This is a genomic window from Vibrio sp. ZOR0018 (assembly GCF_963865925.1).
Classification (GTDB): domain Bacteria; phylum Pseudomonadota; class Gammaproteobacteria; order Enterobacterales; family Vibrionaceae; genus Vibrio; species Vibrio anguillarum.
Window position 1 is genome coordinate 69843 of sequence record NZ_CAWMCN010000044.1, and the last position, 20438, is coordinate 90280.

At 45.2% G+C, this 20438-nt stretch carries 21 protein-coding genes and 1 other RNA gene; 16 read left to right on the forward strand and 6 right to left on the reverse strand.

Features of this window, described 5'->3' with window-relative positions; all coding sequences use genetic code 11:
- Positions 1-41: 41 nt before the first annotated feature.
- Together AACR75_RS01495 and zapG are read right to left on the reverse strand one after the other, a co-directional pair.
- On the reverse strand, positions 42-1406 hold the full coding sequence (locus AACR75_RS01495) for a Do family serine endopeptidase (protein ID WP_047691543.1): 1365 nt from the start codon (positions 1404-1406) through the stop codon (positions 42-44).
- A 116-nt stretch (positions 1407-1522) separates the two neighbouring features.
- Entirely contained in the window at positions 1523-1966 is a 444-nt protein-coding gene (gene zapG, locus AACR75_RS01500) for a Z-ring associated protein ZapG (RefSeq protein WP_013856064.1), read from the reverse strand.
- A 144-nt stretch (positions 1967-2110) separates the two neighbouring features.
- On the opposite strand from zapG, the gene zapE reads away from it, so the two are divergent.
- The 8 genes from zapE to sspB all read left to right on the forward strand — a co-directional run bounded on the left by zapE (position 2111) and on the right by sspB (position 8435).
- Positions 2111-3217: a cell division protein ZapE gene (gene zapE, locus AACR75_RS01505; RefSeq protein WP_047691545.1), complete on the forward strand. Its 1107-nt coding sequence runs from the start codon at positions 2111-2113 to the stop codon at positions 3215-3217.
- Between the two features lie 237 nt (positions 3218-3454).
- Entirely contained in the window at positions 3455-3883 is a 429-nt protein-coding gene (gene rplM / locus AACR75_RS01510) for a 50S ribosomal protein L13 (protein ID WP_013856066.1), read from the forward strand.
- 15 nt (positions 3884-3898) lie between these two features.
- Positions 3899-4291 carry a 30S ribosomal protein S9 gene (rpsI, locus tag AACR75_RS01515; protein ID WP_010318040.1) on the forward strand — a complete coding sequence of 131 codons (393 nt, stop codon included), beginning with the start codon at positions 3899-3901 and terminating at the stop codon, positions 4289-4291.
- Between the two features lie 326 nt (positions 4292-4617).
- Positions 4618-5214, forward strand: a complete 597-nt coding sequence (petA, locus tag AACR75_RS01520) for a ubiquinol-cytochrome c reductase iron-sulfur subunit (protein ID WP_010318038.1) — start codon at positions 4618-4620, stop codon at positions 5212-5214.
- Positions 5214-6479 (forward strand): cytochrome b, encoded by a 1266-nt coding sequence (locus AACR75_RS01525; RefSeq protein ID WP_017046505.1) that lies wholly within the window; start codon positions 5214-5216, stop codon positions 6477-6479. The genes petA and AACR75_RS01525 overlap by 1 nt, the downstream gene beginning before the upstream one ends.
- The gene (locus AACR75_RS01530) at positions 6476-7213 is read left to right on the forward strand and encodes a cytochrome c1 (protein WP_047691547.1); all 738 of its coding nucleotides are present in this window, start codon (positions 6476-6478) and stop codon (positions 7211-7213) included. The genes AACR75_RS01525 and AACR75_RS01530 overlap by 4 nt, the downstream gene beginning before the upstream one ends.
- Positions 7214-7310: 97 nt before the next feature.
- Positions 7311-7946, forward strand: coding sequence for a stringent starvation protein SspA (gene sspA, locus AACR75_RS01535; protein WP_026027272.1), 636 nt, complete (start codon positions 7311-7313; stop codon positions 7944-7946).
- A 9-nt stretch (positions 7947-7955) separates the two neighbouring features.
- Positions 7956-8435 (forward strand): ClpXP protease specificity-enhancing factor, encoded by a 480-nt coding sequence (sspB, locus tag AACR75_RS01540; protein WP_026027949.1) that lies wholly within the window; start codon positions 7956-7958, stop codon positions 8433-8435.
- 85 nt (positions 8436-8520) lie between these two features.
- Here the strand turns inward: sspB and AACR75_RS01545 are convergent, their stop codons facing one another.
- The 4 genes from AACR75_RS01545 to AACR75_RS01560 are packed head-to-tail and all read right to left on the reverse strand — an operon-like array spanning position 8521 to position 11848.
- A complete protein-coding gene (locus AACR75_RS01545; RefSeq protein WP_047691551.1) occupies positions 8521-9090 on the reverse strand; it encodes a BON domain-containing protein in 570 nt (189 codons plus the stop codon).
- Positions 9091-9093: 3 nt separating this feature from the next.
- Positions 9094-9684 (reverse strand): phosphoheptose isomerase, encoded by a 591-nt coding sequence (locus AACR75_RS01550; RefSeq protein ID WP_010318025.1) that lies wholly within the window; start codon positions 9682-9684, stop codon positions 9094-9096.
- Positions 9685-9687: 3 nt separating this feature from the next.
- Positions 9688-10056: a YraN family protein gene (locus tag AACR75_RS01555; protein ID WP_017046509.1), complete on the reverse strand. Its 369-nt coding sequence runs from the start codon at positions 10054-10056 to the stop codon at positions 9688-9690.
- A complete protein-coding gene (locus tag AACR75_RS01560) occupies positions 10043-11848 on the reverse strand; it encodes a penicillin-binding protein activator (protein ID WP_026027950.1) in 1806 nt (601 codons plus the stop codon). Before AACR75_RS01560 ends, AACR75_RS01555 begins: the two co-directional genes overlap by 14 nt.
- A gap of 69 nt (positions 11849-11917) precedes the next feature.
- On the opposite strand from AACR75_RS01560, the gene rsmI reads away from it, so the two are divergent.
- The 8 genes from rsmI (at position 11918) to mraY (ending at position 20438) form a co-directional block, all read left to right on the forward strand.
- Positions 11918-12784 carry a 16S rRNA (cytidine(1402)-2'-O)-methyltransferase gene (rsmI, locus tag AACR75_RS01565; RefSeq protein ID WP_013856074.1) on the forward strand — a complete coding sequence of 289 codons (867 nt, stop codon included), beginning with the start codon at positions 11918-11920 and terminating at the stop codon, positions 12782-12784.
- 119 nt (positions 12785-12903) lie between these two features.
- Positions 12904-13307, forward strand: an RNA gene (rnpB, locus tag AACR75_RS01570) — RNase P RNA component class A.
- A gap of 200 nt (positions 13308-13507) precedes the next feature.
- On the forward strand, positions 13508-14458 hold the full coding sequence (gene rsmH / locus AACR75_RS01575; RefSeq protein ID WP_047691553.1) for a 16S rRNA (cytosine(1402)-N(4))-methyltransferase RsmH: 951 nt from the start codon (positions 13508-13510) through the stop codon (positions 14456-14458).
- Between the two features lie 3 nt (positions 14459-14461).
- Positions 14462-14779 carry a cell division protein FtsL gene (gene ftsL / locus AACR75_RS01580; protein ID WP_010318013.1) on the forward strand — a complete coding sequence of 106 codons (318 nt, stop codon included), beginning with the start codon at positions 14462-14464 and terminating at the stop codon, positions 14777-14779.
- Entirely contained in the window at positions 14776-16500 is a 1725-nt protein-coding gene (locus AACR75_RS01585) for a penicillin-binding transpeptidase domain-containing protein (protein ID WP_047691555.1), read from the forward strand. Before ftsL ends, AACR75_RS01585 begins: the two co-directional genes overlap by 4 nt.
- A gap of 16 nt (positions 16501-16516) precedes the next feature.
- A complete protein-coding gene (gene murE, locus AACR75_RS01590; RefSeq protein ID WP_047691557.1) occupies positions 16517-18004 on the forward strand; it encodes a UDP-N-acetylmuramoyl-L-alanyl-D-glutamate--2,6-diaminopimelate ligase in 1488 nt (495 codons plus the stop codon).
- Positions 18001-19359, forward strand: a complete 1359-nt coding sequence (locus AACR75_RS01595) for a UDP-N-acetylmuramoyl-tripeptide--D-alanyl-D-alanine ligase (protein WP_047691559.1) — start codon at positions 18001-18003, stop codon at positions 19357-19359. Before murE ends, AACR75_RS01595 begins: the two co-directional genes overlap by 4 nt.
- A complete protein-coding gene (gene mraY / locus AACR75_RS01600; RefSeq protein WP_013856079.1) occupies positions 19356-20438 on the forward strand; it encodes a phospho-N-acetylmuramoyl-pentapeptide-transferase in 1083 nt (360 codons plus the stop codon). Before AACR75_RS01595 ends, mraY begins: the two co-directional genes overlap by 4 nt.

Consider the following 20438-nt stretch of genomic DNA (forward strand, 5'->3'; position numbering starts at 1 on the left):
TCAAATGCTGCCCTGATCGCTCCACAAGCGATTCTCACTAATTAGCGAATAACCAAGTAAATGGTTCTATCACCTCGTTGGATATTCAGCGCAAGTATGCTCGGCTTTTTCTCCAAAATTCCGCGTAATTGTGCGAGGTTTTTCACTCGTTGGCGGTTAACACCAATGATGATGTCCTCTTTTTGTAGTTGATACGCTTCTGCCGCTGACCCTTTCTCTATAGCAGTCACTTTAACACCAGCGATTGGGTCTTGATCGGTCGTATTGGTCAGTGCCGCACCAGTCAACCCCGAGTGCAGTTGCTCTGCTTTGGTTGTGGTGTTGTTTTCACTCAAGGTTACGTCGAAGGTTTTGCTTTTACCATCGCGGATAACATCGATTGTGATTTTTTTACCTGCACCTAATGTTGCCACTTTGGCTCTTAATTCATTGAAGGTAGAAACGTTTTTTCCATTAATAGCTGTGATGACATCACCCGCTTTGATCCCTGCTTTATCGGCGGCGCTATCTTTGATAACTTGGCTAACAAACGCCCCTTTACTTGACTCATAGCCTAGCGCTTCAGCCAGTTCAGAGGTTATTTCACCCCCTTGAACGCCGAGCACGCCACGTTTTACCTCACCAAATTCTAAGATCTGTTCGGTCAAGTTTTTCATCATATTTGATGGTATTGCAAAACCGATCCCAACGTTGCCACCATTCGGCCCAAGAATCGCGGTATTAATCCCAATCAATTCACCATTGAGATTGACTAAGGCACCACCAGAGTTGCCACTGTTAATCGCGGCATCGGTCTGAATAAAGTTCTCAAAGTTTTCAAGATTAAGTCCACTTCGTCCTAGCGCAGAAACAATGCCGGAAGTCACCGTTTGACCAAGACCAAACGGGTTCCCGATCGCGACAGTGAAATCACCTACACGCAGTTTGTCTGAATCCGCGATACGAATTTGGGTTAAATTTTTTGCTTTTTTGAGTTTGATTAGCGCGATATCGGACATTTTATCGCCGCCGACGAGCTCCGCATCGTATTCTCGGCCGTCGTATAGTTTGACGCGAATCTTATCAGCGCCATCGATGACGTGATAATTAGTCACAACATAACCTTTGTCTGCGTCAGTAATGACACCAGAGCCTAATGCTCTAAATGGCCGCTCTTGCGATTGGTCGATTGGGAAGTCAGGACCAAAGAAAAATCGAAACTGCTCGGGTAAACGTTGATGGGAGACTTGAGTTCCCTCAACTGAGATACTTACAACCGCTGGTGTCACTTGCTCTAGCATCGGTGCTAAGCTCGGCAGTGGCTCACCACTGACAGAAAAGGGTAGCGCTGCCATTGCGGGTAGTGGGGTGATGATTGAACTTAAACTTAACGATAGAGCGGTTAAAAGAAGTAAAGGTTTTTTCATCATAAGCTCCTTTGTAATAACTGTGTTCGAAGTTTAATATTTGTACGAAAGACAAAACTTCAACACTCTCGTGAGGTTTATGACTCAAAAACCTTTATAAAGTTCATGAATTCAGATTAAACGGCTTTCACCTTAACCACGTCTGCAGAATGAATGATCTCTTTTTTGGGGGTATTAAAAAGCCCTGTTGCGCCATTGGCATAATCTTTCGGTGGCTGTTCCAAAATGTCATCGTTGCTTTTATCTGTATCATTATGCAGAGCGATTTTTTTGATAAATGGGTTATCTTGCTCTGGCATATTCGGCAGAATTTCGGACGATGTTTTGGCCATGTGTTGATACAGTTTTGTATAATCTTTACCTAGTGTATCGAGTATTTCTGCCGCTTGAGCAAAATGATCCGACAATTCTTGGCGTTGTTGTTCCAAACTAAATTTCGCGTTATCTAATTCTTTTTGTAGAGACTTTTGGTTTTTATATTGAGGCGTAGTCAATCGTGAAATGACCATTCCCAACACGGCCCCTACTAGCAAGCCTACAATGGCATATATCCAAGGCATAACAGCTCCTTATTGTTGTTATTTAACATGTTTTTTACCTGTTGGTTACACACGTCGCTTGGACATGTTACTATGACTGCTCTAGCCAATAAAGCGAAATACACGAAATAGCAGTTTCCATTTTCTTTAGTGCAGTAGGCGGTCATGACACCAAAACAGCGATATGAACACGATGTAAAAAAACTCGGTTTTCAACGAGACTCTGCCCAAGAAAGCGCCGTCGATGCGCTGGATTTACTCTACCATCAGTTTCAGGATTATCTTAACCAACCAGTTAAGCCCTCCGCGGTTTGGACTAAATGGCTTGGCCGCCAACCTAAACAGCCTAACTTACCTAAAGGGCTCTATTTTTGGGGCGGTGTCGGGCGAGGAAAAACCTATCTAATGGATACGTTTTTTGAGGCTCTGCCAACCACTCGCAAAATGCGAGTGCATTTCCACCGTTTTATGTACCGAGTTCATGATGAGTTGAAGGCGCTGGCTGGAGTTGAAGAGCCTTTAGAAAAGGTTGCCGATATTTTAAAGTCTGAAACGGAAATTATCTGTTTTGATGAATTTTTTGTATCAGATATTACCGATGCGATGATTTTGGGTACCTTGTTTCAAGCACTGTTTAAGCGCGGCATTATCTTAGTGGCGACATCGAACATTCCACCCCACGACTTATACCGCAACGGCTTGCAGCGAGCACGCTTTCTCCCTGCAATTGCTTTGATTGAATCACACTGTCATGTGTTGAACGTCGATAGTGGCATTGATTATCGCTTAAGAACATTAGAGCAAGCGGAAATTTACCACTATCCATTGGATGAAGCAGCAAGCCACAATTTACAACATTACTATCGGCAATTGGTTGGTGACGAGAAAAAAGAAGCACGCAGTGAGATTGAAATCAATCATCGCACCCTCGCTGTTGTAAAGGCTAGTGATGGTATTTTACATGCGACATTTGAACAGTTATGCCAAACGGCGAGAAGCCAAAACGATTACATTGAGTTGTCCAAAATTTACCATACAGTACTGCTGGCTGATGTGAAGCAAATGGATCGCGCCATCGATGATGCAGCGCGGCGTTTTATTGCGTTGATTGATGAATTTTACGAACGACATGTCAAAGTAATTATCTCCGCCGAAGTGGCGCTGGACGATCTGTATCTGCATGGGCAACTGGAGTTTGAATTCAAACGTTGTCAGTCGCGGTTAATTGAAATGCAAAGTCATGAGTATTTATCAAGGGAACATCTGGCCTAGCTCAATCCGAACACTTTTAAAGCAAAATAAAAAATTCGTGATTTTGTTCAAAAAGAGGTGATTTTTTCTACTGACTTCCCTATAATCCTGCGACCCACCGTTACTGCAGGCCTGTTTCTGTGAAACGAGAGGCCGAGAGAAACCAAACGCTCGAAGGGGCAACTTTGGACTCTTAGACAGTGGGGGCATTTTAATGCTCCTTTTAGTGTAAATTTTATTTAACGGGTTATTATTAGCATGAAAACTTTCGTTGCTAAACCAGAAACTGTAAAACGCGACTGGTATATCGTAGACGCTGAGGGTAAAACTCTAGGTCGTCTAGCAAGTGAAATTGCATCTCGCCTACGTGGCAAACATAAAGCTGAATACACTCCTCACGTAGACACTGGTGATTACATCATCGTTGTAAACGCTGAGAAAGTTACTGTAACAGGTAACAAAGCAGCAGCTAAAACTTACTACCGTCACACTGAATTTCCAGGCGGCTTAAAATCAATCACTTTCGACAAGCTGATTATTCGTAAGCCAGAGATGGTTATTGAGCTAGCGGTTAAAGGTATGCTACCACGTGGTCCTCTAGGCCGTGCTATGTACCGTAAGCTGAAAGTTTACGCTGGCGCTGAGCACAACCATGCTGCTCAACAACCAAAAGTACTAGACATCTAATTGGGGATTTCGAAAATGGCAGAGAATCAATACTACGGCACTGGCCGTCGCAAAAGCTCAGCTGCACGCGTTTTTATTAAACCAGGCAGCGGCAACATTGTAATCAACAAGCGTAGCCTTGATGTTTACTTTGGTCGTCCAACTTCTCGCATGGTTGTTAAACAACCTCTTGAGCTAGTTGAACTAACTGAGAAACTAGATCTATACATTACTGTTAAAGGTGGTGGTATTTCTGGTCAAGCTGGTGCTATCCGTCACGGTATCACTCGCGCTCTAATGGAATACGACGAATCACTACGTCCTGTTCTACGTGCAGCTGGCTACGTTACTCGCGACGCTCGTTGCGTTGAACGTAAGAAAGTTGGTCTGCGTAAAGCACGTCGTAAACCACAATTCTCTAAGCGTTAATCTTTTTTCAAAAGATTCGCTTCCAGTGTTACTGGATTGTGGTTCAAAAGCCCGGTATTTATACCGGGCTTTTTGTTTTTTGGTGTTAGCAAACACTCATTTTTTTAATCACATCATTTGGTTGTTGCTCTTTAATCTTCCTTTTGTGACCTCACGTGCGATTTACTTCACGAATGTTACGAAAAGGTAGCTTTATCTTGTCAAAAAGTAGGGTTTTATTTATGATTTGCCATCAAATAAATACAACTAGATTCGTATTTTGTTAGCCATGCTCTTGATAAGCGGAATAATAATAATCCACAGGGAGCAAATGGGAGAATGTTTGGATGAGCAATGCGCCTTTAAATAACGGTCGCAGACGTTTCTTAACCGCGACAACAGCCGTTGTCGGAGGGTTAGGAGCTGCTGCTGTCGCCGTTCCTTTTATTAAATCTTGGAACCCAAGTGCCAAAGCCAAAGCGGCTGGAGCCCCCGTTGAAGTTGAAATCGGTAAACTTGAAGAGGGGCAAATGGTTCGTGTTGAGTGGCGAGGAAAACCTGTTTGGGTTGTTCGTCGTTCTCAATCAGTGGTCGATGGGCTAAAAGATATAGAAAACCAACTTCGAGATCCTCAATCGGATGAGCAGCAGCAGCCTAATTATGCGCAAAATGCTTATCGATCGATTAAACCTGAATATTTCGTTGCTGTGGGTATTTGTACTCACCTTGGCTGTTCACCTACTTATTTGCCTGATTCTTTTAGTGAACAAGTTCAAGGGGTTAAATCTGGTTTTTTCTGTCCTTGCCATGGTTCGAAATTTGATATGGCGGGTCGAGTTTTTCAAGGTGTTCCGGCACCACTAAACTTGGTTATCCCTCAATATATGTATCTTAGCGATACTCGTATTGTCATAGGATTAGATGAGACCGGGGAGGCTGCATAATGCAAGTTTTACTTGATTGGGTAGAAAAGCGTTTACCTGCAATGAACGCTTACAAAAAACACCTATCTGAATATCCAATGCCGAAAAACTTTAACTTTTGGTATTTGTTTGGATCGTTAGCCATGTTGGTTCTTGTTAACCAACTGCTCACTGGTGTGTGGCTAACCATGAACTATGTGCCATCAGGTGAAGGGGCTTTTGCATCTGTTGAATACATAATGCGTGATGTTGAGTATGGTTGGTTACTGCGCTATATGCACTCCACTGGCGCTTCAGCTTTCTTTGTGGTGATTTATCTACATATGTTCCGTGGCTTAATTTACGGTTCCTATCAGAAGCCTCGTGAGCTGCTATGGCTATTTGGCATGCTGATCTTCTTAGTGTTGATGGCCGAAGCCTTTATGGGATACTTGCTACCATGGGGACAAATGTCCTACTGGGGAGCGCAAGTTATTATCTCTTTGTTCGGCGCAATCCCCGTTATCGGTGATGATTTAACTCTATGGATACGTGGTGACTACGTTATTTCAGGTGCCACTCTGAACCGTTTCTTTGCACTGCATGTGATTGCTTTACCTATTGTTTTATTGTTGCTAATTGTTCTCCATATATTAGCACTGCATGAAGTCGGCTCTAATAACCCTGACGGTATCGAAACCAAAGTACCAAAAGGGTCGATGGGCGATGATTATAAAACGCAGTTTAAATTTCACGACTACTACACCAAGAAATACGACATCATTGATTCGATTCCATTCCATCCTTACGGGACAGTGAAAGATCTTATTGGTGTAGCCGGTTTCTTAATCCTGTTCTGTTATGTGTTGTTCTTTAACCCAGAGATGGGGGGCTACTTCCTTGAGCCGCCTAACTTTGAAGCGGCAAACCCACTAAAAACGCCAGCACACATCGCACCTGTTTGGTATTTCACTCCTTTCTATGCAATTTTACGTGCTGTTCCTGATAAGTTAATTGGTGTGGCTGCGATGGGAGCATCGATTGTGGTGTTGTTCTTATTGCCATGGCTGGATCGTTGTAAGGTTCGTTCTTACCGTTATCGTAGTAAGTTCCACTTAATCAATATTATTCAGTTCACTATCTGCTTTATTGCGTTAGGTGTTTTAGGTGCGTTACCTGCGACAGCCACTTACACAATGCTTGCACGTATATTTAGCGTTGGTTACTTCATGTTCTTTGTTTTGTTGTTCTTCTACAGCAAAAATGAAGCAACGAAACCATTACCAGAGAGGGTGACATTTAAATGAAAAAGTGGATTGTAATTTTGTTTGCAATGCTGCCATCTCTTGCTTTGGCAGCTGGCGCAAATGTACATTTAGATAAAGCAAATAATGATTTAACAGATCAAGCATCATTGCAGCATGGTGCAAAGCTATTCATGAACTACTGTTTTGGTTGTCACTCAACTCAGTACCAGCGTTATGAGCGTGTAGCGAATGATTTGAATATTCCCTCGGATTTGATGAAAGAGAATTTGATTTTTGATCCGAATGCCAAAATTGGTCAACTGATGGAGAATGCTATTCCAGATAAGTCGGCAGCGAAATGGTTTGGTGCACCACCACCAGATTTAACGCTTGTGGCTCGTGTTCGAGGAACAGATTGGTTGTATACTTACCTTCGCTCATTTTATGCCGATCCTAGCCGGCCTTTTGGCGTAAACAACATCGTATTCCCAAGTGTCGGTATGCCTCATGTGCTTGAAGAGCTACAAGGGATCCCACAACCAGTTTATGGTACTCATCTTGTCAATGGCGAGGAAGTCAAGGCTGTTATTGGTGTCGAGTCTGATGGAACGGGTGAGCTGAGCCAAAGTGAGTATGATCAAGCGGTCCGTGACATTGTTAACTTCCTTGAATATTCAGCAGAACCAGTCAAGCTTGAACGTCAAACTTTAGGTTGGTGGGTAATGGCATTCCTTGTGCTATTTACTATCGTGGTTGTTCTATTGAAGAAAGAATATTGGCGTGATGTGCATTAATTGTGCTACCATGCGGCGTTAATTTCTAATTTTTAGAATCTTCAATGGAGGCTTGGCCTCCATTGTTTTTATATCTGTAAGTGTGCTGGAGGGCTCCATGGCTGTAGCTGCCAATAAACGTTCTGTGATGACGCTATTTTCGAGTGCATCTGATATGTATAGTCATCAGGTACGTATTGTTCTAGCGGAAAAAGGTGTCAGTGTTGAAGTAGAATTAGTTGATGAAACCAATCTGCCAGCTGACCTTATTGAGCTAAACCCATATAAGACAGTACCAACGTTAGTTGATCGTGAGCTTGCTCTTTATGACTCAAAGATCATCATGGAATACCTAGATGAGCGTTTCCCTCATCCACCGCTGATGCCTGTTTATCCTGTGGCTCGTGGTAATAGCCGTTTGATGATTTACCGTATTGAGAAAAACTGGTACTCACTGGCTGAGAAAGTCGTGAAGGGCAATGCGGAAGAGTCAGAAGCAGCTCGTAATAAATTACGCAATGATCTGCTTACTCTTGGTCCTGTGTTCGCGGAATATGAATATTTCATGAGTGAAGAGTTTAGCCTCATTGACTGTTATTTAGCTCCATTACTATGGCGCTTACCTATTTTGGGTATTGATCTGATTGGTCCTGGCTCTAAAGAGCTTAAAGTATATATGAATCGTGTTTTTGAGCGTGATTCATTCTTGGCTTCTTTAACAGAAGCTGAACGTGAGATGCGTTTAGTTCGTTAAGGCAGTTTGATGGATATCTCTCAAATGACTCCTCGCCGACCTTATATGCTTAGAGCATTTTATGATTGGCTATTAGAAAATGAATTGACTCCTCATGTTGTTGTGGATGCTACTCTTACAGGTGTACGAGTGCCGATGGAGTTTGTGCAAGATGGACAAATTATCCTTAATCTTGCCCCAAGAGCGATAGGTAACCTTGAGCTTGGCAATGAAGCGATTACGTTCAATGCTCGCTTTGGCGGACGTCCTCATTCGGTCATAGTGCCCTTGTACGCAGTGCAAGCTATCTATGCACGTGAAAACGGTGCAGGTACTATGTTCGAACCTGAAGAGGCCTATATCCCTTATCTAGAAGCGGGCATAACAGAGGAATCTGAACAAGAGCCGATGTTAAGCGTTGCTTCTCAAGAAGATGAGGAATTATTAGAGACTCGAGCACAAGAAACCTCTCGGCCGAAGGGAAAACCAAGCTTAAGAGTTATTAAGTAACTCATTTTCACACATTAAGCAGTCATGATCGAAAAAGCAGCGATATTCGCTGCTTTTTTTCTAAAAAAACAAAGGATAACCGAGGTTATTCGCTGTATTGAAATGCCTTAATCACCTGTTTTACGCCTGATATGTTTCGGGCAATATCACTGGCTAGATTAGCCTGTTCTGCCGAGACATAGCCAAGTAAAAATACCTCTCTATTTTCTGTGATTACTTTGATTTTGATTGTGTTCAGTTCAGAATTGGCCAACAGCGCTGATTTTACTTTAGTCGTAATCCAACTGTCGTTACTGATTTCGCCAATTGATAAAGGCGCTTTTATTCTGACTTGATTATGAATGGTTTTGACCCCTTTTGTCTCACGTGCTTTATTTTCAAACTCATTGAGTAATCTGGAGTTTTCAGCTTGTCCCATCAACACGACAATCCCTTGATAAGAACTGGCCGTAATGCGAGTTTTTCCGTTAAAGGGGGCTTTATTGGCGATCCCTGCTACTTCAAATTCGATGTTATTATCATTCCAAATTTCTTGAGTGGTTCGAGGGTCTGTTACTAGGCTCGCTGTTGTTGCCGCGCCAGCAAGGATAACTCCTGCACAACCTGATACAGCAAAGCTCAACAGTAGAATGAGTGAAAGTTTTAATCTATTCATTGTCTATTCTTCATGAGAAGGGAAAAGGACTTGATCAATCAAGTCACATAAGCAGTGTAGGGTGACCATATGAACTTCATGGATTCGAGCCGTCCGCTGCGAGGGGATGCGGATCTCCACATCATTTTCACCTAGAAGACCAGCCATTTCTCCACCGTCTTTGCCTGTGAGAGCGATAATCGTCATATCACGAGTCACAGCCGCTTCCATCGCTTTAATGATGTTTTTGCTGTTACCACTGGTTGAAATAGCCAACAAAACATCACCAGGTTGACCAAATGCACGTACCTGTTTCGAGAATATTTCTTGGTAGTGATAGTCGTTAGCAACTGCGGTTAACGTGGTATTGTCTGCGGTTAATGCAATGGCGGGTAAACTCGGGCGTTCAGTTTCAAAACGGTTCAGTAAGCAAGAAGAAAAAAGCTGGGCATTGGCCGAAGAGCCACCATTACCGCAACAGAGAATTTTATGACCGTTAAGTAGCGTTGCCACCATGGCTTGTGCAGCATGCGTGATCGCATGGGGTAGTGCTTCAGCAGCCGCAATTTGAATTTGGATGCTTTCGGTAAAACTGTCTTTAATGCTGTCGAGCATCGTTTATCCTTGAGTTATTGCGTTTTTAATCCACTCAATGTGGTGCACATCTTGGTGGATGGCGATCACATCGAAACGAAAATCGGTGTCATAGGGCGATAGGCCATGTTTCAGTAGCCATAAATTCGCGGTTTTCATCAACTTTGCCATTTTTGCGGTAGTAACCATTTCTGCGGCATGCCCATGACATTGGTTTTTTCTGTATTTAACCTCTACGAACACTAAGGTGTTTTTATCTCGCATAATGAGGTCGATTTCACCGACTTTGGTATTGAAGTTTTGTTCAATAAAAGCCAAACCACAACCTAATAAATAGTGTTTGGCTGCGGTTTCATACTGTTGACCAACTGCGCGGCGACTAAAGAGCGCCATGCACCGCCCAACTGATCTCTCTCTGTACCACGCATTGCTCATCAATACTTAATGTGCCTGTTTTGCCATCGATACTATACCCCTCGACGACCTTCATTTGTGGCAACTCAATCATTAACTGATAAGCATCCATACCTAATGCTTGTAAGCGTCGCTCGCTATTGGAGTTCTTTGGCCACAATTGGTTCATTTCATTATCCAGCATTGAATTGGGATGAATGAGTAATGGAATATCGCTATAAGTTACACCAGAGAGGTCTTCATACTGTGTGTTACCACTGTTACTACGAGAGTTTGAAAACAGTTTGGGTGGCTTAGTGTCAGGGTTAATTGCGACCTCGATAAAGGGTTTAATTAAAGTCAATTCTGCGCTGTTAGCCACGATATAAACCGAATCGATATCACGACGACTGCGGGGCAGGCTTTGCAAATCAATACCCATCAACGCATCCATTTGCGCGATATTTTGTTGGCTATCTTGCAGACCAAATACTGAGTTAATGTTGCGTTGCAATTGACGCTTATCACCAAATAGGTTCACCGATACTTTATTCTTGCTGTATTTTTGCCATTCTGCGTTAAACGCTTCTACTACACGCTGGCCGTAATTACCTTGAGGAGCGAGTATTAAAGGGTATTGATAGCCTTGGCTAAACAGATACTTAGCGGCTTGTTCAACCTCTTGCTCTGGCGAAAGTGCAAGATAGCAAGTGTTAGGATGATCTTCAATTTGGTCTGGAATATTCAACGCCAGCGTAGGGATAGAAGCTAAGCGTGCTTGTTGAAGCTTATGTAGATTTTCTATGTTCTCTTTGATGAGTGGCCCAACAATGAAATCAATGTTTTTTTCAATCAATTGCTTGTCTATGAGCGCGGCGTCTTCGGCATTGGTATCAATCACAGTCAAGGTAGCATTGAGGTCACGGTTACGGTCATTCATCATCGCCATGATAAAGCCATCACGGATCAGTTGAGCTTGCGTGGCAAACTTTCCTGAAAGAGGAAGTAACAACGCGGTGTTAGTGGGCTTGATGATCTCCAGCGCTAAAATATCTTGTATCGCTTTAGGTGTATAACGAGCCGCTGGGTGATTGCTGTTTTCCGCAAGCCATTTTTCGAGCGTATTCTTCAACTGCGGAATATTGCTATTGAGCGTTTTCATATATATAGCCAGTTGTAGCCAGCCATCGAGCACGTTTTCGTTAGGCTCTGGATTTAATTGGGTAATTTCACGTTCGCTATAGTGATTGAAATTGAGCCAAATTTGATCGGCAATCGCTTCTTGCTCGGCATCATCAACGTAAGTGCTTAATGCAATAAGCTCCCTACTTGAATCAAAAGGGCGGCTGAGCGCGGTAAAAATATCGGCGCGCATTTGATGGTATTGAGCCCATGTTTCAGGGCTTAGCTTCCACCAAGCCTGAAAATTAAGCTGAGAGAGCGCTTGTGAAAACTGTTCCGCATTACTCAACAACTGCGCCTTAGCCATTTGCCATTCAGCTTGTTGCGCTTCAGAGAGCGACTGTTTGGCTAAGCGCATAATCAACAGTTGCGCTTGTTCGCTGTTGTTTTCGTTAATGGCGGCTTTAAGAGCCATGATCAACCAATCATTTTGCAGTGAACCTTGGCTACTATCTGCTTGCATCAAGTAAGTTTGCGCTGACTTGGTGGGATCTTGCGTAATGTCGACTGAGGTGGGCGTCGACGGTGAAGACGAACACGCCGCCAAAGCCATTGCTAATGCAACGGGCGTGAATAAGCGTGGTACACTGAGTCTCGGATGGTTCTTCATAGCCATGAGTTCTTTCGTTATTCCGTGTAAAATTGTCTCTATATTAATCGTTGAAGTGATGGTAAACAAATGACAGATAGCAAAACCTTGCCAGCAGAGATCCCAACTCTCTACATTGTTCCTACGCCAATTGGCAATTTGGGTGATATTACCCAGCGAGCCATTGAAGTACTCTCAAGTGTTGATGTTATCGCTGCGGAAGATACACGCCATACTGGCAGACTTCTCGCTCACTTCAATATCCAGACTAAAACCTTTGCCTTGCATGATCACAACGAACAGCAAAAAGCACAAGTGTTAGTCGATAAATTATTATCAGGGCAATCTATTGCGTTGGTTTCTGATGCAGGAACGCCACTGATCAGTGATCCAGGGTACCATCTTGTCAATCAATGTCGTCAAGCTGGTGTGAGAGTTGTGCCACTTCCGGGCGCTTGTGCTGTGATTACTGCGCTCAGTGCATCAGGCTTGCCTTCTGATCGTTTCAGTTTTGAAGGTTTTTTGCCGCCGAAAAGCAAAGGGCGTAAAGATAAATTCCTAGAGATCGCTAAGGCTGAACGCACCTGTATTTTTTATGAGTCACCACACCGAATTAGCGAATCACTGCAAGATATGTTAGCTATCTTAGGGCCAGATCGTAACGTGGTGCTAGCCCGCGAGCTCACCAAAACCTTCGAGACGATTCAAGGTTTGCCGTTAGGCGAACTGATTAATTGGATTAATGAAGATGAGAACCGCAAGCGTGGTGAAATGGTGTTACTGATCCATGGTTACAGAGAAAGCGTGGACGATAGCTTGCCAGACGAAGCGTTGCGCAGTTTAGCGATTTTGACAAAAGAGCTGCCTCTGAAAAAAGCGGCCGCATTGGCGGCTGAAATTTATAACCTTAAGAAAAATGCCCTTTATAAGTGGGGGCTTGAAAACCTATCTGCTTAATTAGCCAGCGGCATCTTGATGTTTTAAATCGATGGATAATTAAACGCTTAAGCGTGAATTAAACACAGAAGTTGTTTGAGCCTAGACAGTACCTATCTTTCTCTATACAATCCGCCCTCGGAGTTGACTGGGTAGTCGCTGCTTCATTGATGTCCTTTAGCCTTGTGCTGGGGAGACTGATGGAGGGGAGGAAAGTCCGGGCTCCATAGAGCAGGGTGCCAGGTAACGCCTGGGGGGCGAAAGCCTACGACAAGTGCAGCAGAGAGAAGACCGCCGATGGCCCAATTTCTTCGGAATGGGCACAGGTAAGGGTGAAAGGGTGCGGTAAGAGCGCACCGTGCGTCTGGCAACAGTTCGTAGCAAGGTAAACTCCACCCGGAGCAAGACCAAATAGGCTTCCACATTGCGTTGCTCGCGTAAGGAAGCGGGTAGGTTGCTTGAGCCAGTGAGTGATTGCTGGCCTAGACGAATGGCTACTGCCGCGCAAGCGGAACAGAACCCGGCTTATACGTCAACTCCACCTATTGCAGACCCATCATAACTCTTGCGGTTATGATGGGTTTTTTGCTTTTTATTGACGAAAATTATTTCGTAAGCACTAAACTTAGCGCAATATCACGTGATGCCAACGTCAAGTGGTAGCGATGCGGCGTTAAATCAGTAAACTGAATACTTGCGCCGTAGCCGATTGCTATATTTCAGCTTTAGCCCGATGAGAAAACGATGACTGAACCTTTTCAACACATTTCTGTACTACTGAATGAATCCATTGATGGCCTTGCTATCAAACCAGACGGTATTTATATCGACGGCACGTTTGGCCGTGGTGGTCATAGTCGTACAATTCTCTCTAAGTTGGGTGACCATGGTCGTCTGTACAGCATAGATCGCGATCCACAAGCGATTGCTGAAGCTGGAAAAATTAACGACCCGCGTTTTACTATCATTCATGGCCCATTTTCTGGCATGGCACAATACGCTGAGCGCTACGATCTGGTCGGAAAAGTGGATGGAGTACTACTTGATTTAGGCGTTTCCTCGCCACAGTTGGACGATGCCGAGCGCGGTTTTAGCTTCATGAAAGATGGCCCGCTTGATATGCGTATGGACCCGACGTCAGGGCTCCCTGTCTCGCAGTGGCTTGCGCAAGCCGATTTGGACGACATTACTTGGGTGATTCGTGAATTTGGTGAAGACAAGCATGCGCGCCGTATTGCCAAAGCGATTGTCGCTTACCGTGAAGACGATGAAAAAGAGCCTCTGACGCGCACCAGTCAATTGGCTAAACTGATTTCAGAAGCTGCGCCGAAAAGCTTTAAAGAGAAAAAACACCCGGCTACGCGCTCATTTCAAGCATTTCGTATCTATATCAATAGTGAATTAGAAGAGATCGACACTGCATTAAAAGGCGCAGCTAAGATCTTAGCCCCACAAGGGCGCTTATCGGTGATCAGTTTCCATTCGCTTGAAGATCGCATGGTCAAACGCTTTATTCGTAAAGAGAGTAAAGGCCCAGAGGTTCCACATGGTTTGCCGTTAACAGAAATACAAATTCAGGCATTGGGCTCAGCCAACTTAAAACCAGTTGGGAAAGCGATTATGCCAACTAAAGAAGAGGTGGAACTCAATCCCCGTTCACGCAGCTCAGTATTACGAGTTGCTGAAAAACTGTAGTCCATGTCTAAGTCGCCGCCTAACTTAACCAAACTGATTGCACTTGACCTGTTTACGGTGGGTCGAGTGCCGCTTATTTTGTTAATGTTAATTTTTGCCAGTGCGATGGGAGTGGTGTTTATTACCCATCATTCTAGGCAGGCGATTTCAGAAAAAGATCAAACCTTAGTTGAGCGCGAGCGGCTCGATAATGAATGGCGTAACCTCATTCTTGAGGAAACGGCCCTCGCAGAACATAGCCGCGTGCAGAATCTTGCCAAACAAGAGCTGGAAATGAAGCGACCTGATTCTGATAAAGAAGTGGTGATTACGCTCAAATGAAAAAAGACAAAGCCCAAGCGGCACCTCGTCAAGAAAAAGCGACATCTCCTATTTTGATCCGTTGGCGATTCTATCTCATCCTCTTTTTTGTATTCGTTGCTTTCGCTTTATTGGTTGGGCGTGTTGCCTTCATCCAAATTATCGAACCGGATAATTTGATCCGCGAAGGGGATATGCGCTCTGTCCGAGCCAAAACCTTGCCATCGGCACGCGGAATCATTTCAGATCGTAATGGTGAACCTCTCGCAGTCAGTGTTCCTGTCGATGCAGTATGGGCTGATCCTGTGGCTATTTTTAAAGCCGGCGGCTTAGTTGAACGTGAACGTTGGTACGCACTGGCTGATGTGTTAGGCATTAAGCGCAGTGAGCTGCTGAAAAAAATTGAAGAGAACCAAACCCGCCGTTTTATCTATTTGCAGCGTCAAGTGAGCCCTGCAATGGCCAATTATATTCGCGAACTTAAATTAGCGGGTGTGGGGCTCAAGGCCGAATCTCGCCGTTACTATCCAGCTGGTGAGGCGAGTGCGCACTTAATTGGTGTGACGGGCATCGATGGCCACGGTTTAGAAGGGGTTGAGCGCAGCTATGATAAATGGCTGACGGGGGAAGCTGGCAAACAGGTGATCCGCAAAGATCGGTATGGCCGAGTGGTGGAAAATATCTCGCTTGAAGAGCGTGAAGAGGGCAAGCCGCTGGCGTTGACCATTGACCAACGTTTGCAAGCGATCGCCTTTCGTGCGGTCAAGCAAGCTGTAGCGGACTATCGTGCCACTTCGGCATCGGCCATTTTGCTCGACGTGAAAACGGGTGCGGTATTAGCGATGGTTAACGCCCCTTCATACAACCCCAATAACCGTTCCGATTGGCAAAGTTTTAAAATGCGTAACCGCGTGATCACGGACGCCTTTGAACCGGGCTCAACTGTCAAACCTTTTGTGGTATTGGCCGCGCTTGAAAATGGTGTTGCGAATGACAAAACGGTGATTGATACAGGGAATGGCATCATGCAAATCGGCGGCAGTCGAGTGCGTGATACCTCAAAAGTCGGCAAAGCCGATTTAACCTTAATTCTGAAAAAATCGAGTAACATCGGAGTGGCTAAGCTGGCGCTTGAAATGCCTCTCGAAGCCCTATTAGGTATGTATACCTCTGTAGGGCTTGGTGAAATGTCCGGTTTAAACCTCGTCGGTGAGACTTTGGGTATTTTCCCGAATCGCCGCCGTTGGTCACCGTTTGAAATTGCCACCTTGGCATTTGGCTATGGTTTGTCAATTACACCCATTCAGTTGGCTCATGCTTATGCCACTTTAGGCAATTTAGGTCAGTACCAACCAATCCATATTATTGACAGCAACCAGCAAGATTTATCACGCCAAGTGGTTGATAAAACTAATGCTAAGAAAGTGTTGGAAATGTTAGAAACCGTTACCCAACCCGGTGGCACAGCAACTCAAGCCGCGGTTCCGGGCTATCGTATTGCGGCCAAGTCAGGCACTTCGCGCAAAGCGATTGCCGGCGGTTATGGTGATGAATATTTTGCTTACACGGCAGGAGTGGCTCCAGTGAGCGACCCTCGAGTCTCGTTAGTGGTGATGGTGAATGAACCTCAAGGTGACTTATATTATGGCGGTTCCGTTGCCGGCCCTGTCTTTGCCGAAATAATGAAAGGAGCGTTGCAGATCCTCAATGTCGCTCCTGATGAAAATCGATTCCAAAAATAATTAAGAGAGAAGCACAATGACGCCGAGTATGTGTTTACAAGATCTCATCGCCCCTTGGCTTGACCTCGATGGCCATTCTATTTCAACGTTGTCGGTGACTCGTTTAGTGCTCGATAGCCGTAAAATATCACCCAATGATACCTTTATTGCAGTGGTCGGCCATACCATCGACGGAAGGCAGTTTATTGATAGCGCCACTCAAGCTGGGGCGAATCTGGTATTGGCTCAAGCGTGTGAGCAGCATCCGCATGGCAGTATGACTACGGTCAATGGCGTGTTAGTGATTTACCTTGCTGATCTAAACCAACATCTATCTCAACTGGCATCGCGGCTTTACCGCTCGAAGACCAGTACGTTGATTGGGGTTACGGGAACCAACGGTAAAACCACCATTACTCAATTAATCGCGCAGTGGATTGACTTGTTAGGCGAGAAAGCGGCGGTGCTGGGTACTACGGGGAATGGTTTTCTCAACCATTTACAGCCTGCCGCCAATACCACAGGTAATGCCCTTGAGGTCCAAGAAACACTCTATCAATTAGCGCAACAGGGCGCTCGCTATACCGCTCTGGAAGTCTCTTCGCACGGATTAGTTCAAGGGCGAGTTCAAGCATTGAAGTTCGCTGTGGGCGTGTTTTCTAACTTAAGCCGCGATCATCTCGATTATCATGGCACCATGGAAGAGTACGCCAAAGCAAAGCTCTCCTTATTTACCGCTCATCACTGCCAACACGCTGTCATTAATGCCGACGATGCGGTGGGTGCGAGTTGGTTAGCACAGCTGAAAGCACCGATTGCCGTCTCTTTAAAGCAGCAACCGCAATGCGCTAAAGCGCTGTGGGCGAGCTCGGTCTCTTACAGTGATAATGGTATTTCATTAACCTTCGACGGCTACTATGGTCAAGGTGAATTGAGCGTGCCGTTGATTGGCGAATTTAACGCCAGCAATCTTCTACTCGCGTTTGCCACTATGCTGACTTTAGGTTTTGATAAACAAGCCTTGATGACAACGGCCTCTCAACTGCAGCCAGTCTTAGGGCGAATGGAGCTCTTTCAAGCGCCAAATCGTGCGAAGATCGTCGTCGATTATGCACACACGCCTGATGCTTTGGAAAAAGCACTATTAGCACTTCGCGTTCATTGCCAAGGTCAGCTATGGGCGATTTTTGGTTGTGGTGGCGACCGTGATAAAGGCAAACGCCCGATGATGGCCGAAATTGCAGAGCGCTGCGCCGATAAGGTCATTTTGACCGACGATAACCCTCGTAGCGAAAAACCGGCAGACATTGTGCAAGATATGGTGGCAGGGCTTGAGTTTGCAAGTCGCGCACACGTTGAACACAATCGTTACGCTGCCGTGCAATACGCCCTGCAACATGCTGATCAGCAAGACATCATTTTATTGGCAGGCAAAGGGCATGAAGATTATCAAGTGATGGCCCATCAAACTATTCACTATTCGGATCGCGAAACGGCGCAAACCTTACTGGAGATAAGTGCATGATAGAAGTCTCTTTACAGCAATTGACGCACGTTTTGCAGGCACAATTGGTTGGTTGTGATGTCACCGTGTCTGAGGTCTCGACCGACACTCGTCAAATTAAACCCGGTGCGCTCTTTGTTGCCTTGGTCGGGGATAAATTTGATGCTCATGAGTTTGCTGCACAAGCGGTTGCGTCTGGTGCAAAGGCGTTATTGGTTCAGCGCCCTTTGGCGGTTTCGGTTCCTCAACTGGTGGTCACCGACACCAAACAGGCGTTAGGCCTGCTTGGCGCTTGGGTTCATCAACAGTGTCAAACACCGACCGCTGCGATCACAGGCAGTTGCGGTAAAACCACAGTCAAAGAGATGGTGGCAAATATTTTATCAGCCAAAGGCCGCGTGCTCTTTACTGCTGGCAATTTTAATAATGATATCGGCGTGCCGCTCACTCTGCTTCGCTCTGGTCTTAATGATGCGTATGCGGTGATTGAGTTAGGGGCGAACCATATTGGTGAAATTGCTTATACCACCTCTTTAGTGAAGCCGGATGTCGCATTGGTGAACAATGTTGCCGCGGCGCATCTGGAAGGTTTTGGCTCAATTGAGGGCGTAAAACAGGCGAAAGGTGAAATTTATCAAGGCCTTGCTTCAGGTTCGACAGCCATTATTAATTTAGAAAGCCACGGTGGTGAGCGGTGGAGCGCTATTTTAGCGGACAAAACCGTTAAAACCTTTTCTAGCCGTCAAATGGCAGATTTTTACGCCCGTGGTATTAGGCTTAATGAACAAGGTGAAGCCCAGTTTGAAATGATCACACCCGTCGGTCATATTGATATTGGGCTCAATATTGTGGGTGAACATAACGTTTCCAATGCGTTGGCGGCGGCGGCATTAGCCATTGAGTTGGGGGCGAATCTTGAAGAGGTGCAGTACGGACTTGCGCATCTAGCTCAGGTGAAAGGGCGTGTTGATGTCACCCAATTGAGCTCGACTGTGAAACTGATTGATGACAGTTACAATGCCAGTGTTCCAGCGATGAAAGCGGCGGTTGATCTACTTAACACTTTCTCTGCAAGGCGTTGGTTAATTTTAGGTAATATGGCTGAGTTGGGCGATGAAAGCCTTGCACTTCATCGTCAAGTCGGTGAACATGCTGCACCATTCCAGTTTGACTATGTCCTTACTTACGGTCGCGATGCAAAAGTGATCAGTGACCTATGCCATGGCCTTCATTTTGAAAGCCATGCGGACATGATTGCTTATATCGAGCAGCAATTATCACAATTCGATCAAGAGTCTCATACCTTACTTGTCAAAGGTGCAAACAGTGCGGGTATGAGTAAAATTGTGGCTGCTCTCAAGGAGAAATACTCATGATTATTTGGCTCGCGGATCTACTCCAGCCATACTTCTCTTTTTTTCGTCTGTTCGAATATCTCTCATTTCGGGCCATCGTCAGTATTTTAACCGCACTTGCTCTGTCGTTATGGATGGGGCCGCGTTTGATTAAACGTTTGCAACTACTGCAAATTGGTCAAGTGGTGCGTAACGATGGTCCAGAATCACATTTTAGTAAGCGCGGTACGCCAACCATGGGCGGTGTTATGATCCTCGCCTCTATCATTACTACCGTACTGCTGTGGACAGATCTCTCAAACCCTTACGTGTGGGCTGTACTCGCGGTGCTGCTTGGTTATGGCGTCGTCGGTTTTGTGGATGATTATCGCAAAGTGGTGCGTAAAAACAGTGATGGATTGATCGCGCGCTGGAAATACTTTTGGCAGTCGGCCATTGCGTTGATAGTGGCGTTTGCTCTCTATGCACATGGCAACGATACCGCAGCTACTCAGCTTGTGGTGCCTTTCTTTAAAGATGTGATGCCGCAACTGGGCTTGCTCTACATTGTGCTGACCTATTTTGTCATCGTCGGAACCAGTAACGCGGTGAATTTAACCGATGGTCTGGATGGTTTAGCCATCATGCCGACTGTTTTGGTTGCTGCTGGTTTTGCTGTGATTGCATGGGCAACTGGGAACGTCAATTTCGCCAGTTATCTGCATATTCCTTATGTTCCTTATGCCTCAGAGTTGGTGGTGGTGTGTACTGCAATTGTGGGGGCCGGTTTAGGTTTTCTGTGGTTCAACACTTATCCTGCGCAAGTCTTTATGGGCGATGTGGGTTCACTCGCTCTAGGCGGTGCACTCGGTACAATTGCGGTGTTGGTTCGTCAAGAGTTTGTGTTAGTGATCATGGGCGGCGTGTTTGTGATGGAAACCTTGTCGGTGATTTTACAAGTCGGTTCCTACAAATTGCGTGGTCAACGCATTTTCCGGATGGCCCCTATCCATCACCACTATGAATTGAAAGGTTGGCCAGAACCACGCGTGATCGTCCGTTTTTGGATTATCTCAATTGTGTTGGTGTTAGTGGGTTTGGCTACACTAAAAGTGCGCTAG

Coding starts and splice junctions, on each gene's coding strand:
- AACR75_RS01550 (WP_010318025.1), bottom strand. CDS start 9,684: ATGCTCGACAGCATTAAAGACAGTTTTACCGAAAGCATCCAAATTCAA.
- zapE (WP_047691545.1), top strand. CDS start 2,111: ATGACACCAAAACAGCGATATGAACACGATGTAAAAAAACTCGGTTTT.
- ftsL (WP_010318013.1), top strand. CDS start 14,462: ATGTCTAAGTCGCCGCCTAACTTAACCAAACTGATTGCACTTGACCTG.
- rplM (WP_013856066.1), top strand. CDS start 3,455: ATGAAAACTTTCGTTGCTAAACCAGAAACTGTAAAACGCGACTGGTAT.
- sspA (WP_026027272.1), top strand. CDS start 7,311: ATGGCTGTAGCTGCCAATAAACGTTCTGTGATGACGCTATTTTCGAGT.
- AACR75_RS01530 (WP_047691547.1), top strand. CDS start 6,476: ATGAAAAAGTGGATTGTAATTTTGTTTGCAATGCTGCCATCTCTTGCT.
- AACR75_RS01560 (WP_026027950.1), bottom strand. CDS start 11,848: ATGAAGAACCATCCGAGACTCAGTGTACCACGCTTATTCACGCCCGTT.
- murE (WP_047691557.1), top strand. CDS start 16,517: ATGACGCCGAGTATGTGTTTACAAGATCTCATCGCCCCTTGGCTTGAC.
- AACR75_RS01585 (WP_047691555.1), top strand. CDS start 14,776: ATGAAAAAAGACAAAGCCCAAGCGGCACCTCGTCAAGAAAAAGCGACA.
- sspB (WP_026027949.1), top strand. CDS start 7,956: ATGGATATCTCTCAAATGACTCCTCGCCGACCTTATATGCTTAGAGCA.
- rsmH (WP_047691553.1), top strand. CDS start 13,508: ATGACTGAACCTTTTCAACACATTTCTGTACTACTGAATGAATCCATT.
- petA (WP_010318038.1), top strand. CDS start 4,618: ATGAGCAATGCGCCTTTAAATAACGGTCGCAGACGTTTCTTAACCGCG.
- AACR75_RS01495 (WP_047691543.1), bottom strand. CDS start 1,406: ATGAAAAAACCTTTACTTCTTTTAACCGCTCTATCGTTAAGTTTAAGT.
- AACR75_RS01545 (WP_047691551.1), bottom strand. CDS start 9,090: ATGAATAGATTAAAACTTTCACTCATTCTACTGTTGAGCTTTGCTGTA.
- AACR75_RS01555 (WP_017046509.1), bottom strand. CDS start 10,056: ATGGCGCTCTTTAGTCGCCGCGCAGTTGGTCAACAGTATGAAACCGCA.
- rpsI (WP_010318040.1), top strand. CDS start 3,899: ATGGCAGAGAATCAATACTACGGCACTGGCCGTCGCAAAAGCTCAGCT.
- rsmI (WP_013856074.1), top strand. CDS start 11,918: ATGACAGATAGCAAAACCTTGCCAGCAGAGATCCCAACTCTCTACATT.
- mraY (WP_013856079.1), top strand. CDS start 19,356: ATGATTATTTGGCTCGCGGATCTACTCCAGCCATACTTCTCTTTTTTT.
- AACR75_RS01525 (WP_017046505.1), top strand. CDS start 5,214: ATGCAAGTTTTACTTGATTGGGTAGAAAAGCGTTTACCTGCAATGAAC.
- zapG (WP_013856064.1), bottom strand. CDS start 1,966: ATGCCTTGGATATATGCCATTGTAGGCTTGCTAGTAGGGGCCGTGTTG.
- AACR75_RS01595 (WP_047691559.1), top strand. CDS start 18,001: ATGATAGAAGTCTCTTTACAGCAATTGACGCACGTTTTGCAGGCACAA.